This window comes from Pedococcus sp. P2_E2, from assembly GCF_056403955.1.
The window spans coordinates 157,986-172,612 of the sequence record NZ_JBFUEM010000001.1 but is presented as its reverse complement, the minus strand read 5'-3'; the positions used below and the strand labels follow the sequence as shown (position 1 = coordinate 172,612).

At 69.6% G+C, this 14,627-nt stretch carries 12 protein-coding genes; 3 read left to right on the top strand and 9 right to left on the bottom strand.

Going from position 1 to position 14,627, the window contains the following annotated elements; translation table 11 throughout:
- Nucleotides 1–4: 4 nt before the first annotated feature.
- From AC1DWR_RS00775 to AC1DWR_RS00765, 3 genes are all read right to left on the bottom strand, one after another.
- The gene (locus tag AC1DWR_RS00775; protein ID WP_477623303.1) at nt 5–304 is read right to left on the bottom strand and encodes a hypothetical protein; all 300 of its coding nucleotides are present in this window, start codon (nt 302–304) and stop codon (nt 5–7) included.
- Nucleotides 305–355: 51 nt separating this feature from the next.
- Nucleotides 356–2,134: a 3-hydroxyacyl-CoA dehydrogenase family protein gene (locus tag AC1DWR_RS00770; RefSeq protein ID WP_477623302.1), complete on the bottom strand. Its 1,779-nt coding sequence runs from the start codon at nt 2,132–2,134 to the stop codon at nt 356–358.
- A gap of 84 nt (nt 2,135–2,218) precedes the next feature.
- Nucleotides 2,219–2,623, bottom strand: coding sequence for a hypothetical protein (locus AC1DWR_RS00765; protein ID WP_477615563.1), 405 nt, complete (start codon nt 2,621–2,623; stop codon nt 2,219–2,221).
- A gap of 79 nt (nt 2,624–2,702) precedes the next feature.
- Here AC1DWR_RS00765 and nucS point away from each other — a divergent pair, with 79 nt between their 5' ends.
- Nucleotides 2,703–3,398 (top strand): endonuclease NucS, encoded by a 696-nt coding sequence (gene nucS, locus AC1DWR_RS00760; protein WP_477615564.1) that lies wholly within the window; start codon nt 2,703–2,705, stop codon nt 3,396–3,398.
- 33 nt (nt 3,399–3,431) lie between these two features.
- On the opposite strand, the gene AC1DWR_RS00755 is transcribed toward nucS, so the two are convergent.
- From AC1DWR_RS00755 to AC1DWR_RS00735, 5 genes are all read right to left on the bottom strand, one after another.
- Nucleotides 3,432–4,055, bottom strand: a complete 624-nt coding sequence (locus AC1DWR_RS00755; protein ID WP_477623301.1) for a histidine phosphatase family protein — start codon at nt 4,053–4,055, stop codon at nt 3,432–3,434.
- A gap of 101 nt (nt 4,056–4,156) precedes the next feature.
- Nucleotides 4,157–4,966 carry a DeoR/GlpR family DNA-binding transcription regulator gene (locus tag AC1DWR_RS00750; RefSeq protein ID WP_477623300.1) on the bottom strand — a complete coding sequence of 270 codons (810 nt, stop codon included), beginning with the start codon at nt 4,964–4,966 and terminating at the stop codon, nt 4,157–4,159.
- The gene (locus AC1DWR_RS00745; protein ID WP_477615567.1) at nt 4,963–5,853 is read right to left on the bottom strand and encodes a carbohydrate ABC transporter permease; all 891 of its coding nucleotides are present in this window, start codon (nt 5,851–5,853) and stop codon (nt 4,963–4,965) included. Before AC1DWR_RS00745 ends, AC1DWR_RS00750 begins: the two co-directional genes overlap by 4 nt.
- Entirely contained in the window at nt 5,850–6,854 is a 1,005-nt protein-coding gene (locus AC1DWR_RS00740; RefSeq protein ID WP_477623299.1) for a carbohydrate ABC transporter permease, read from the bottom strand. The genes AC1DWR_RS00745 and AC1DWR_RS00740 overlap by 4 nt, the downstream gene beginning before the upstream one ends.
- 2 nt (nt 6,855–6,856) lie before the next feature.
- Nucleotides 6,857–8,125 (bottom strand): extracellular solute-binding protein, encoded by a 1,269-nt coding sequence (locus AC1DWR_RS00735; RefSeq protein ID WP_477615569.1) that lies wholly within the window; start codon nt 8,123–8,125, stop codon nt 6,857–6,859.
- 300 nt (nt 8,126–8,425) lie between these two features.
- On the opposite strand from AC1DWR_RS00735, the gene AC1DWR_RS00730 reads away from it, so the two are divergent.
- Together AC1DWR_RS00730 and AC1DWR_RS00725 are read left to right on the top strand one after the other, a co-directional pair.
- Nucleotides 8,426–9,322, top strand: coding sequence for an SIS domain-containing protein (locus tag AC1DWR_RS00730; protein ID WP_477623298.1), 897 nt, complete (start codon nt 8,426–8,428; stop codon nt 9,320–9,322).
- Nucleotides 9,319–10,521: an N-acetylglucosamine-6-phosphate deacetylase gene (locus AC1DWR_RS00725; RefSeq protein ID WP_477623297.1), complete on the top strand. Its 1,203-nt coding sequence runs from the start codon at nt 9,319–9,321 to the stop codon at nt 10,519–10,521. The genes AC1DWR_RS00730 and AC1DWR_RS00725 overlap by 4 nt, the downstream gene beginning before the upstream one ends.
- Before the next feature lie 86 nt (nt 10,522–10,607).
- Here the strand turns inward: AC1DWR_RS00725 and AC1DWR_RS00720 are convergent, their stop codons facing one another.
- Nucleotides 10,608–14,627 (bottom strand): S8 family serine peptidase, encoded by a 4,020-nt coding sequence (locus tag AC1DWR_RS00720; protein WP_477623803.1) that lies wholly within the window; start codon nt 14,625–14,627, stop codon nt 10,608–10,610.

Sequence of the window (14,627 nt, the reverse complement as noted above, 5' to 3'; positions counted from 1 at the left end):
GTGGTCAGCGGGTGGCGCCGCGGGTGTGCCGGCGGTCGCGCGCCTCCCAGCAGGGCGTGTGCCAGTGCCGACGGTCGTCGAGGCCGCCCATCCCCTCGGCGGGCCACGCCACCACGTGCGGCGTGCCCATCGGGATGTTCTGCTGGCAGCCCGGACACAGGTAGGCGCGGCTCGCACCACTGCCGGTGACGCGGCGAACGAACCACTCGCCCCCGGCATACCCCTCCCGACGTGCGGTCCCCCCGACCGCACGGTCGAGGTTCAGCGGGGCGTCGTCACGGCGACGCCGGTTGGCTCGGGGCATGGATCCGATTCTCGCAGAACCGCACCAGCGCCCTCGCCGCAGCGGCGGCGTTCAGGCGTAGGTGCGGAACCCGCGCCCCGTCTTGCGGCCGAGGTAGCCGGCCGTGACCATGTGCTCGAGCAGCGGGGCCGGCGCGAAACCGGGCTCGCGGAACTCGAGGTAGAGCTCGCGCTGGATCGCCAGAGACACGTCGTTGCCGACGACGTCGAGCAGCTCGAACGGCCCCATGGGCAGCCCGCAGCCGGTCTTCATCGCGGTGTCGATGTCGTCGGCAGTCGCGTAGTTGGCGTTGAGCATCTTGACGGCGTCGTTGAGGTAGGGGAACAGCAGTGCGTTGACGATGAACCCCGAGCGGTCGCCACACGTGACGGCGTGCTTGCCGACCTTGGCGCAGACGTCCTGGACGGTCGCGACGACGTCCGGCGCCGTCGAGACCGTGTGGACGACCTCGACGAGCTTCATGATCTGGGCGGGGTTGAAGAAGTGCATCCCGATGACGTCCTGCGGGCGCGAGGTGGCGGCCGCGCAGTCGACGACGGGCAGCGACGACGTCGTGGTGGCCAGGATCGCGCCCGGCTTGCAGATCTCGTCGAGGTTCTCGAAGAGAGCCTTCTTCACGGCCAGGTCCTCGACGACGGCCTCGACCACGAGGTCAGCGGTGGCCAGGTCGTCCAGGGACGTGGTACCGGTCAGGTGGCCCAGCGCCGCGGCGCGGTCGTCCTCGCTCAGCTTGCCGCGTTGGACGGCCTTCTCGAGCGACTTGGTGATGGCCGCCGTGACCGCGTCGACCTTGGGCTGGCTGCGGGTGACGTAGACGACGTCGTAGCCGGCCTTGGCGAAGACCTCGATGATGCCGGTCGCCATGGTTCCCGAACCCACGACACCGACGGTGCGCACCTCGCGCAGGGTGGCCCCGGACTCGCCGGCCGACGCCGGGGTGAGCCCGTCGTCGACGACCTGGCTGCTGCCGGGCTCGGCGTAGGTGTAGAACCCACGGCCGCTCTTGCGACCCTTGAGTCCGGCGCTGACCATCTGCTTGATGACCGGGCTCGGGGCGTGCAGGCGGTCGCGGCCCTGCTTGTACATCGTGTCGAGGATCTCGTAGGCGGTGTCGAGTCCGATCAGGTCCATCAGCGCCAGCGGTCCCATCGGGTAGCCGCAGCCCAGCTTCATCGCCGCGTCGATGTCCTCGCGGCTGGCATAGCGCGACTCGAACATCGAGACGGCGTGGTTGAGGTAGCCGAACAGCAGGGCGTTGGCGATGAAGCCCGCCTTGTCCCCCACGATGACCGGCTGCTTCCCGAGCCGGATCGCGAGCGCCTTGACGTCCTCGAAGGCCTCGTCCTCGGTGACGACGGTGCGGATCACCTCGACGAACTGCAGCACGGGGGCGGGGTTGAAGAAGTGCATGCCGACGACCCGCTTGGGGTTGCCGGTCGCCACCGCGATCTCGGTGACCGACAGCGACGACGTGTTGGTCGCGAGGACGGCATCGGGGCCGACGATCGCGTCGAGCTTGCCGAAGAGCTCCTTCTTGAGCTCCAGGTGCTCCGGCACCGCCTCGACCACGAGCTGGCAGTCGGCGAGCTCGTCGAGGCTCGACGTGAAGTGCACCCGCGCGTGCAGCGCCGCCTGGTCCTCCTCGCTCAGCTTGCCGCGGCTGACAGCCCGACCCGTGGAGTGCTCGAGGACCCCACGTCCCTTCTCGACCGCCGCCTGGTCGACCTCGACCGCCACGACGTCGATGCCGTTGCGGGCGAACACCTCGACGATGCCCGCACCCATGGTGCCGAGACCGATTACTCCGACCTTGCTGAACTCACGAGCCATGCCGCGAGTCTGGCAGAGCAGGTATGCCGCGTGGACCCCCGGGCAGCGTGACGGTCACCACCCTGCCTGCTCGGTCACCAGGCCTCACCAGTCGTGACCGGCTCCGATCAGTGCGGACTCCATGTGGAACCGCTGCTCGCGGGAAAGCCCGCGGATCGCGGTCGGCACCGGGATGTCCACCGCCTTGCAGTAGTCACGCAACGCGTGGTCGTAGGCGAGTCGCGCCGACATCAGCCGCTCGGCCTTGCGGGGCTGGTCCCCCTCCTCGACCCGGCGGATGTGCGCGGCGAGACGGCTGAGCTCCAGGGCCAGCAGGACGGGCGGGATGGGCTCCACCGCTGGGCGCCGCGAGGCGCGCCACGACTGCGCCCTGGTGACGGTGGGCTCGAGCAGCCTGGGTGGCTGGCCCGTGGTGAGCCAGCGCACCCCACTCACGAGGGTGCCCATCACGAGGGCGAGACCGGCAACGTTGCCCAGGACGGACGGCATACCACTCACCTCTTGCCCATGAGTGTGCGCTCAGCACCCCGGCACGCGCAACGGTCGGCGGGCCGTAGAGTGACCCCTCGTGCGGTTGGTCATTGCGAAGTGCTCGGTGGACTACGACGGACGTCTCTCGGCCCACCTCCCCCTGGCGACGAGGCTCCTGCTCGTCAAGGCGGACGGTTCCGTGCTCGTCCACAGCGACGGCGGCTCCTACAAGCCGTTGAACTGGATGTCGCCCCCGTGCGCGATGGCCGAGGTCGAGCCCGAGACCCACGAGGCCGCCGACGGGGTCACCGCCGTGTGGCAGGTGCAGCACGCGAAGTCGGAGGACCGGCTACGGGTGCTCATCCACGAGGTGCTCCACGACTCCGCGCACGACCTGGGCGTCGACCCGGGGCTGATCAAGGACGGCGTCGAGGCCCACCTCCAGAAGCTGCTGGCCGAGCACATCCACACCCTGGGCGAGGGCTTCAGCCTCGTGCGACGTGAGTACATGACGGCCATCGGCCCGGTCGACATCCTCTGCAAGGACGCCACGGGCGGCTCGGTCGCCGTCGAGATCAAGCGCCGGGGCGACATCGACGGCGTCGAGCAGCTGACCCGCTACCTCGAGCTGATGAACCGCGACCCGCACCTGTCCCCCGTGACGGGCGTCTTCGCCGCCCAGGAGATCAAGCCCCAGGCACGCACCCTGGCCACGGACCGTGGCATCCGCTGCGTCACGCTCGACTACGACGCCCTCAAGGGCATCGACAACAGCGAGCACCGCCTGTTCTAGCCGGGGACACAGCGGCACGACCGACTGGACGAGCTAGACGACGGCGCGGTCGGTCGATCCCGGCCAGCTGAGCACCTCGAAGCCGTCCCCGTCCACCGACACCTCGGCCACGCCGCAGTTGGGGAGGTACTTGGCGGCGGCGAGGTCGTCGCGGACGTTCCCGGAGATCCGCGGCAGGACGAACGACATGACGCCGCCGTGCGAGAAGACCAGCACGGTCTCACCCCTGAACTGGTCGGCGATCCCCTGCAGCGCCTCGCGATACCGGGCCACGACCTCCTCCCCCGTCTCCCCGCCGGGGATGCACCGTCGCAGGTCGCCGTGCAGCCAGGACTTGAAGACCGAGGCGAGCTCCGGGTCGTCGTGCGGCCGACCAGCCAGGGCCCCGACGGAGAACTCTTCCAGCCCGGGGACGGCCCGCGCCGCGACCCCGAGGGTCCGCGCGGCGATCGCGCCCGACTCGACGGCCCGGGCGAAGGTGCTCGTGTAGACCCGGGCGATCCTGCGGGTGGCCACCGCGGCGGCCAGGGACTCGGTCTGCTCGACGCCCTTCGGCGACAGCCAGCCACCCTCGTCGGACAGGACCGACGGATGGCCGTACTCGGCGTCGCCGTGGCGCGCGATGAGCAGGGTGGCGGCGCAGTGCAGGTCGCTCATGGCTTCGAGGGTAGAACCCGCAGCGGCTCCCGAGTGACCGTGCGACCGAGCGACCGAGCGATGGTGGGTGTGCCGCGTGGCGCGGGTGTGAGGCGGGCGCCTCAGACGATCTCGACCGTGACGCCGGCCGCCCGGATCTCGGCCAGCGCGGCAGCCGGTGCGGTCGCGTCGGTCACGAGCACCTGGATCCGCTCCGAGGAGCAGATCCGGGCAAAGGCGCGTCGACCCACCTTGTCCCCAGTGCTCACGACCACCACGCGGTCGGCGCGCTGAACCATGAGCGAGTTGATCCCGGCCTCGCCCTCGTGCTCGCACGTCGCGCCGCCGACGGCGGACACGCCGTCGACGCCCAGGACCACGGTGTCCAGCCACAGCTCGCTGAGCACCATCGAGGCCAGGGGGCCCGAGAGCTCATAGGACTCGGGCCGCGCCACCCCACCGAGCGAGACGCAGCGGATGAACGGCCGCAGCACCATCTCGGTCGCGATGTTGAGCGCGTTGGTCACGACCGTGATCGAGGGACGCCGGGACGACGCCGCGAGGTCTGCCCTGGCCGCGAGCTTGCGCGCGGTGGCGCTGGTCGTCGTGCCGCCGTTGAAGCCCACGACGGAACCCTCCGGAATGAGGTCGGCGGCGCAGGCGGCGATCCGCTCCTTGGCCGAGTCGCCGCCCCCCTGCTTGTAGCGCACGGGCAGGTCGTAGGCCACCGCGCTGGCCACCACGCCCCCGTGGGTGCGGGTCACGAGCTGCTGGGCCGCGAGGTCCCCGAAGTCGCGACGCACGGTGGCCTCGGAGACGCCCAGCGACTCCACCACCTGGGCGACGCTGAGCCGCCCGTGCTCGGCGAGCAGGCCGAGCAGGGCACTCCAGCGCGCGCCGCGGTCCATGCTGCGCCCGTCCGGCTCGCTCACTTGACCGCTCCGGAGGTGAGGCCGCCCACGAGGTGCTTCTCGATGAGGGCGAAGAGGATCACGACAGGGACGATCGCGATGATCGAGGCCCCGAACAGCTGGTCCCAGTTCTGCTCGTAGCCCGTGACGTAGGAGTTGATCCCGACGGTGAGCGGCTTCTTGGCGTCGTCGAGCATCAGGGTCAGCGCCACGACGTACTCGTTCCAGGCTGCGATGAAGGTGAAGATCGTGGCCGTCACCAGACCGGGCAGCGTGAGCGGAAGCATGACCCGCCACAGGGTGCCGAGCCTCCCGCAGCCGTCGAGCTCCGACGCCTCTTCGAGCTCGCGCGGGATCGAGGCGAAGAAGCCGTGCAGGATCCAGATCGCGAAGGCCAGGTTGAACGCCGCGTTCGTGAGGATGAGGGCGAGGTAGGTGTTGACCAGGTTGACCGTGAAGAACTCGCGGTAGATGCCCACCACCAGGGAGGTCGGCGAGAACATCTGGGTGACCAGGACCAGGAACAGGAAGGCCATCCGCCCACGGAACTTGAAGCGTGCGGTGAAGTAGGCCGCCGGGATGGCGACCACGACCACGATCGCCGTGGAGGCGACGGCCACGATCACCGACGTCCGGAGCCAGTGGAGGAAGCGCTCGTCGCCGAGGACCTCGGAGAACGTCGTCCACTTCCACACCTCTGGCAGGACCGAGGGCGGTGTCCGCACCACGTCGCTGCTCGGACGGAACGCGTCGAGCAGCATGACGAGGTAGGGCCAGACGAAGGCGAACGCGACGCCGAGGCCGATGAGGGGCATCGCCCACGGGCGGATGCCGCGCCAGCCGCTCGGACGGGCGGGCTCGGGTGCCGCGCTGCGCGGCATACCCCTGGTCGTGGTCGTGGCGGTCACGACTCCTCCTCGCGCCAGCGGGAGACCCGCAGGTAGACAAGCACCGCCACGAGGATGAGGCAGACGTTGAACAGGCCGGCCGCAGCCGACTGCCCCACGTCCTTCTCCGCGCTCTTGAAGGCGAGCTTGTACATGAACGTGATCGTCGTGTCGTGGCTGAAGCCCGGGTTGGACTCGTTGAGCGTGTAGATGATCGGGAAGCTGTTGAAGACGTAGATCATGTTGAGCACCGTGGCCACGAGGATCGCCGGCCGCAGCAGGGGCAGGGTGATCAGTCGCCAGATCTTCCACGGCGACGCCCCGTCGATCCGGGCCGCCTCGTAGACGTCGGTCGGGATCGCGTTGAGGCCGGCAACGAAGACGTACGCGGTGAACGGGATGGACACGAAGACGCCGACAGCCACCGTCGAGGACATGATCAGGCGGTCGCTCCCGAGGAAGTCGATCGGGGTGTCGACGATGTGCAGGTCGAGCAGCACGGCGTTGAGGGTGCCGTAGTAGTAGCTGTAGATCAGGGTGAACAGGCGCGCGGTGATGACCAGCGACGCCGCCCACGGCACGATCACGGCCCATCGGACCAGCCGGCGACCCCAGAAGTCCTTGGTCAGGAACTGGGCCAGACCCAGGCTGATCAGGATGGTCAGCACCACGACGGCCACGACCCAGACGAGGGTGTTGGTCAGGACCGTGCCGAGGCTCTCGTTGGCCAGGACGTTGCGGTAGTTGTCCAGCCCGGCGTCACCCTTGCGCAGACCGGTGATCGAGTACCGCGAGAGCGAAGCCCGCACGAGCTCCACCGCGGGCCAGACGACCACCCCGAAGATCAGGGCGAGCGCCGGGCCGAGCCACAGCAGCGCGGTCCAGCCGGAGACTCGTCCGCCGCGACCGTGCCGTGCGGACCGGACTCCCCGACGACGGCTCGGCGGCGAGGGCGGGGCGGATGGTGCGGGTGCGGCCGGTTGCCCGACCACACCCGCTCCAGCACCGATGGGCTGGGTCACGCTCAGCCGCCGGCTTCGGCGGACTGCTGGAGCTTGTCCAGGACCGCCTTCGGGTCGCCGGTGACAGCCGTTCCGAGGTTCTGCTGCACCGCGAGCTTGACCTTGTCCCACGTGGGGTCGTCGGTCGGCGTGAGGTGGGCGTTCGGCAGGGTCTCGAGGTAGGTCTTCAGCGCGGCGTCGGAGGAGAACTCCTGGATGCCGGACTTGGTGACCGGCAGGAAGCCCTCTGCCTTGATGAAGGTGTTGACCTGGTCCTTCTGGTAGTAGAGGTCGTAGAACGCCTTGACCGCGTCCTGGTTCCCCTTCTTCTTGAAGGCCATGAGGTAGTCGGTGACGCCGAACGTCTGCGGCGTCCCACCGTCAGCCTTGGTCGGCATCGGCGCCACGGCGTAGTCGACCTTCTTGTCCTTGTCGAGCGTCCCGGCCAGCGGGGAGAAGCCGACGACCATGCCGACCTTGCCGGACGCGAACAGGTCGAAGGCGTCCTGCCGGTTGGACTTGCCGGGGTTGTTCTGGGTCAGCTTCTTGGTGGCCAGGCTCTTGAGGAAGGTCAGCGTCTCGACGTTCTCGGGGCTGTTGATGGCCCACTTGCCGTCCTTCTTCCAGTCACCGCCGTTGTTGAACAGCCAGATCGAGAACTCGCCCTGGGCCTCCTCCGGGCCGAGTGGCAGGCCGTAGCCGATGGTGCCCTTGCCGAGGTCCTTGATCTTCTGGGCGTCCGCCTCGAACTCGGCCCAGGTCTTGGGCGGCGCGGCGATGCCGGCCTCCTTGAAGAGGGTCTTGTTGTAGAACATCGCCCGGGCCGAGCTGAGGTCGGGCATGCCGTACATCTTGCCGTTGTAGGTGCCCGACTTCACGAACGCGTCGAGCAGGTCGGACTTCACCGAGTCGGACAGCACCTCGTCGGAGCTGTACAGCAGGTCGTCCTTGGCGTAGCTCGCGTAGGCGTTGAGGTTGAGGATGTCCGGCGGGTTGTTGTTCTGGACCATCGTCGAGCTCTGCTGGTCGATGTCGTCCCAGCTGACGATCTGCACCTCGAGGGTGTTGCCCGTCTTGGCCTTGTACGCCGTGGCGAACTGGTCCCAGAAGGCCTTGGTGTGGTCCTTGGAGTACTCGGCTGCGACGAGCTTGATCGTCGTCCCCTTCTTCGATCCTCCTCCGCCGTCGGTGGAACCGGCTCCCGTCCCGCCTCCGCAGGCCGCGAGGCCGAGTGCCACGACCGCGGTCCCCGCGATCAGACCTGCAACCGGCAGGTGTCGTCTGGTGCTCACGTCATACCTCACATCTCTCGTGGACGATCAGGCGCCGTTGCCTGACCGGTTCCGCCCCTGATCGCTCCAACATTGATCGTTTCGTAGCGGTTAACGCGCGCTTCGCTCAGGATCAGCGAGGCTCGAGAACACACTGGCCCCACACCGTGGTCCAGTCAAGCCTCCTGGCGGAGGAATTTGAGGCAATCTCAGGCGTCAATCCAATCAAACCGGGGTAAATAGGCCATCCTCTTGACTGATCGAATCTGATGGAAGACCATCTAGTTCGGTCTTATCCACTCACTGAAGGAGTTCCGCGTCGTGTCCACCACGCATCTGGCCGCCGAGATCGCCACCCAGCCCGCCGACTGGCGAGCCGTCCTGAGCCGGGTGCCCGAGGCCCGCGCGGCCCTCCCCTCCGACGGCGCCCGCGTCGCCGTCACCGGGTGCGGGACGTCCTTCTACATGGCCCAGGCGTATGCCGCCCTGCGCGAGTCGGCGGGCCACGGCCACACCGACGCCCATGCGGCCAGCGAGTTCCCGCTCGAGCGCACCTACGACCACGTCGTGGCCATCTCCAGGTCGGGCACGACGACCGAGGTGGTGGAGCTCCTCGAGGCGCTGAACGCCCGCGGACAGGTCACCACCGCCATCGTCGCGACCGAGGGAACCCCGATCCCCTCCCTGAGCACCCACCAGCTGATGCTGCCGGAGGTCGACGAGCGGTCGGTCGTCCAGACCCGCTACGCCACCACGACCCTCGCGCTGCTGCGAGCCACGCTGGGCGAGGACCTCACGAGTGCCATCGCCGACGCCGAGGACGTCCTCGCGCAGGACGCCGACACCGCGTTCGCAGGCCTGCGCGACGTCGAGCAGATCACCTTCGTGGGACGCGGCTGGACCAACGGGCTCGCCCAGGAGGCAGCCCTGAAGCTGCGCGAGTCGGCGCAGTTCTGGACCGAGGCCTACCCCGCCATGGAGTACCGCCACGGCCCCATCAGCATCGCGACCGCGGGACGGGCGACGTGGGCCTTCGGAGAGGTCCCCGAGGGGCTGCCGGAGGACGTCCGCGCCACCGGTGCCCACTTCGAGCACCGGGACATCGACCCCTTGGCCGACCTCGTGCGCCTGCACCGACTCTGCGTCGCCAAGGCGGAGCAGGCCGGCGTGGACCCGGATCGACCCCGGCACCTGTCACGGTCCATCATCCTCACGTGACCCCTGCGACCCCGAGCGCCCACCGCATCCTGCTCACCGGCACCGTCGTCCTGCCGGACCGCGTCGTGGCCGACGGCGCCGTCGCCGTCACGGACACCGTCGTCACGTATGCCGGTGAGCGCAGCTCCCTGCCTCCCGACTGGGTGGGTGTCGCCTCACCCCAGGGGTGGCGTCCGGGGCTGACCCTGCTGCCGGGTCTGGTCGACATCCACTGCCACGGCGGCAACGGTGGCGAGTTCGGGCCGGATGTCGAGAGCGGGCGCAGGGCCGCCGCGCACCACCACGACCACGGTTCGACCACGGTCATCGGGTCACTCGTATCGGCCCCGGCACGGACCCTGCTCGACGGGGCGCACGCCCTGGGCGAGCTGGTGCGCGGTGGCGAGCTGGCCGGCATACACCTCGAAGGGCCGTTCCTGTCCACGGTCCGGTGCGGCGCCCAGAACCCTGCCGCCCTCATCGACGCCGACGTCGCCCTGGTCGAAGACCTGGCCGAGGCGGGCGGGGAGGGTTCGTTCGCCCACATGACGTGGGCGCCCGAGCGCGACGGAGGCGACGCCGTGCCCACGGCACTCGCTCGGGTCGGCGCTCTGGGTTCTTTGGGTCACACCGACGCCGACTACAGCCTCGCCTCGCGCGCTCTGGAATCCCTTGCGGCACAAGGCGCCCGGGGTGGGCTGCCGCTCGTGACCCACCTCTTCAACGGCATGCCACCGCTCCTGTCACGGGCACCGGGACCGGTCGCCGCGTCGATCGCCGCAGCCGCGCGGGGCGAGGCGGTGCTCGAGCTGATCGCCGACGGCGTCCACCTCGACGGTGGCACGGTGCGGATGGTGTTCGACGCCGTGGGAGCCGACCACATCGCCCTGGTCAGCGACGCGATGGCTGCCAGCGGCCTCCCTGACGGCGCCTACTCGCTGGGCGGCCTCGACGTCACGGTCCGCGATCGGGCCGCCCGCCTGACCGACAGCGGGAGCCTCGCCGGCGGGGTGAGCACCCTCGTGGACCAGGTGCGCTGGCTGGTCGACGGGCTGGGCATCCCGTTGGCCGACGCTGTGAAGGCGGCCTCGGCGACCCCGGCGCGGGCGCTGGCGCTGCCAGGGGTCGGGTCGTTGTCAGCAGGATCCGCAGCCGACCTCGTCGTCGTTGACGAGGACCTGTCGGTGCAGCGGGTGCTGCGACGCGGCACCTGGCTCTGACCCACGCCCTTCCACGTCTGGCCGGAGACGGCTCTGGGCCCCTGCCGAGAGGCAGGGGCCCAGAGCTCAGCCTTGCTGAGGGGCTGTCAGCGAACGACCACCGAGACCGCCGCCGAGGCCGAGGGGTTGTAGACCCCGGACCCGTTGTAGGTCGCCGTCAGCTTGTGCGTGCCGCGCGCCAGGACCGGCGCCCGGTAGACGGCCTTGCCCCTGGTCACCGTGACGGTGCCCAGCACCTTCGAGCCGTCCCGGAACGTCACCGTTCCGGTGGCAGCCGACGGGCTGACCGTCGCGGTCAGGGTCGGGCGGTAGCCCTTGAAGAAGTCGCGGTCGTTGGCACTGAGCGAGGTCTTGCTCACCAGCCCCTTGACCGTGACCTTGACGACAGCGGAGGTGCTGGCGTTCGTGATCGCATCTCCGTTGTAGGTGGCCGTCATCGAGTGCGTCCCACGGGTCTGGCCCGACGCGGTCCACATCGCCTTGCCACCGCTGACCGCCACCGTCTTGACGACCTTGCCGCCGTCCTTGAAGGACACCGTCCCGGTTGCGGTGGACGGCGTGACCGAGGCCGTGAAGACCGGCTTGCCGCCGTAGGTGTACGACGTCGAGCTCGAGGTGAGCCTGGTCGACGACGCAGCCTTCACCGCGACGACCTGTGCCCTCGCACCATCGGTGTTGAGGTGGTGGATGAGCAGCAGACCCTGCGGCTTGTCCGAGGAGTACGACGCGTCGTCGCGACGGACATTCAGCACGGCGCCCGGGGCGTCGGTGCTGAGCATCGTGCCGTAGTCGTCGCTGTAGGCCGCCAGCGCGGGCGAGGCCACGCTGAGGGTCATCGGAGCAGCCTCGGAACCCACCGCGTCGACCTGACCGGCCTCTGCGGTGTAGGACTCGACCCAGTACTTGATCTTGGGCGTTTGACCCGCGACCAGACCTGCCTCGCTCAACGCACCCACGGAGACCGGAAGGGCCAGTGAGTCGCTGTTGAAGAGGTTGGTGTCGAAGGAACCGTCGACGTTGTTGACGGACTCCGGGCCGTAGTTGGCTGACGAGTCGAAGATCGAGTGGAACCGGTTCGGCCCAGTACGAAGGTCGACGACGTCCACGACGAAGTAGTCGTAGTCGTCCGTGGTGGACACCCTGGTGTTGTAGGCCACGGCCTCCGGGCCCGGGGTCGACGGGTTGGTGTCGAGGTACACGTCGAACTCGGTGTACGAGGCCGGCGTGCGCCAGGGACCGTAGCTGCTGACCCCGAAGCTGAGCTTCGAGCCGCCGATGTCGGCGGGGGCGTACAAGAAGGCGTCCGAACCCGTACCGACGTAGCGCAGGTCGGCCGAGCGGTCGTCCGCGAAGGCGATGCAGTCGACGACCAGGGCCGAGGAGCAGCTCGGGATCTTCGGGCTGCTGGCCTGCAGCTGGAAGGTGGACACGGTCGACTCGTAGCCGGTCGTGCCAACGCCCTGGGAGACGCCCAGGCCGCCGAGGGCCAGCGTGCCGTTCTTGACCGCACCTGCGCCCGTGACCGTGCTCTTGGCCGCGGCCGCCATGGCCGAGGCCGGGCGGGGAGCGGACCACACCGGCACGCGAAGGGCCGAGCCCGGCGTGAGACCGGCAGGCGTCAGCACCATGCGGCCACTGGCGTCAGCGCGGTAGCTGCGGTCGATGCCGTAGGTCAGCGGGTCCTTTGCCGTGGTGGGGTCCTGGACCGCCGTGAGCGCCGAGCGCGTGATGGTGGCCGTGACCGTGACGTCAGCCGAACCGCCGGCCGCGAGGCTGACCTGGCTGGGGCTGAAGGAGTACGTCACACCCGGGGACGGGTGCGCTGCCTGGTAGCCGATCGTGTACGACGCCGACCCGGTGGGGCGCTTGTTGACGACGTGCACGGTCTTGGTCAGGGTCGTGGTGGCCGCGGTCACGGCAACCGGCCCGAAGGAGACGCTGACGGCACCGGGGGTGTCCTTGACGTAGGCCAGGGTCGTGGTGTCGACGGCGGCGTCGGCCTTGACGCGACCGGAACCGACACGCTCAGGTCCGTAGACCGCACCCCCGTGGTCGGGGCCGACGAAGACGTCCTGGGTCGCCGTGTTCATGATGGCGGCCTTGACCTCCTCGGAGGTCCACGTGGAGTGGGCGCCACGCACGAGGGCGGCTTCGCCGGCCACGTGCGGGGAGGCCATGGAGGTGCCGCTCTCGGCGATCCCCTCGTTGCCCGTGCCGACGGCGACGGAGAACGTGGTCACACCGGGGGCTGCGACGTCGGGCTTGACGTTGCCGGCGATGCCGACGCCCCGCGAGGAGAAGCCCGCGACCTGGTCGACGGCGCCCGGGCTGACGATGGTCACGCTGTTGCGCAGCGCGTTGGTCATCGTCACCTTGACCGGGGTTCCCCCGTCGAGCTGTCCCTTGATCGCGACGGTCGCCTGGTTGACGGTGAGCATCGCCGGGATGTCCACGTCACCGGTCACGCCGGCCGAGAACGCATTCACGTCGCTGCCGAAGATGACCCCGGCTGCGCCGGCCGCCTTGGCCTGACCCGAGCGACCGACCGAGCCACAGCGACGGCCCGTGCCGTCGAACCACTTGGTCATGACGATCTTGCCCACGACCTTGGCCGCATCCGCGGTGGAGAAGGCCGAGCAGCCATCCGTGTTGTTCGTGGCCGAGGCCGTCTGGCTCCAGTCGCCGAGGGTGACGACGTCGGTGTTCGTCAGGCCGGGCTTGGTCGCCCAGTCGTAGGCCACCGACTTCAGGGCGCCGAACACGTTGTCCTGGGTGCCGTCGACGGTGTCGGCCGGCTCGATGCCGCTGGGGCTCTCGACCTTGAGGCCATCGACGACCGAGTCGCGGTCGTCGGACGCGGCGACGGCGAGCACGCGCGTGGCGTTGCCCGGCGAGCCGCCCACCTCGTAGACGTCGCCGCTGTTGCCGATCGAGGCGACGACGACGGTGCCGAGGGCGGCGAGGTTGTTGGACGCGACTGCGTCCGGGTCGTCCGGGGAGCCGTAGCTGGAGCCCAGCGACATGTTGACGACGTCGAGGCGGTCGGACAGGTCACCGTCGCCATTGGGGTCGGCCGCCCAGTCGAGGGCCTGGCCCACGACGCTGGTGTCGCCCTCGCAGCCGAACACCTTGAGTGCGTAGAGCGACGCACCGGGTGCGACGCCGGGACCGATGGCCAGGGACGCGGGGTCGATGTCGGTGGCGTAGCCACCGGTGTAGGTCGCCCCCGCCTTCGTCACGCCGAGACCGGCCGCCGTGCCGCTGACGTGGGAGCCGTGGCCCTCGCAGTCCAGCGGGTTGGGGTCGGGCACCGGAACGGCAACGCCGTCACCGGGGTTGTAGGCGTCACCCGCGAAGTCGTAGCCGCCGACCACCTTGGCGGTGGGCGTGAAGGTGTTCGAGGCCTTGGCGGTGGCGTATGCCGCGCCGGTGCCAGGTCCGCCGAAGTCCGCGTGCGTGTAGTCGATGCCGGTGTCGATGACGCCGACTCGGACGCCTTCACCGGTCTCGCTGCGTCCCTTCCAGACCTCCGGGGCTCCGATGAGCGGCACCGACGAGGAGTTGGACGGGGACTTGGGCGTGATGCGGTGGACCGCCTTCACGCCGGGGATGGCGGCGAGTGCCTTCAGCTTGCTCGCATCGGTGCGCACGGCGATACCGGAGTACAGGGCGTGCGCGCGGTAGAGGGTGCGCGCCTTGGTCTGCGACTCCCCGAAGCGGGCCTCGACCGACGCCTGGGCGCGCTTGATCGTGGCCGTCTGGGTGCGCGCAGCGAGCCGGGCTGCCGAGCCACCCCGCGACCGAGCCTGGCCGTAGGCAGCCGACGCGGGTGCCGGGTCGAGCTCGATCATGACGTCGACCGGGCCCTTGGCACCCACGAGGCTGCGGTCGAGCTTCTCCGCCTGTGACCGCTGGGTGCCCAACCCGAAGGAGCCCGCACCGGTGAGTCCTGCGGGAACCTTGTGGGCGGTCCCGCGGTGCTTGACCGGGCTGGGCTGGGTGCTCGCCATGGCCGGCGCAGCGCTGAGGGCTGCCGCAGCCACTATCGACAGGGCACTGACGCCGACGACAGCTGTGTAGCCGCGGCGCCTTCCCTGAGATTCCAT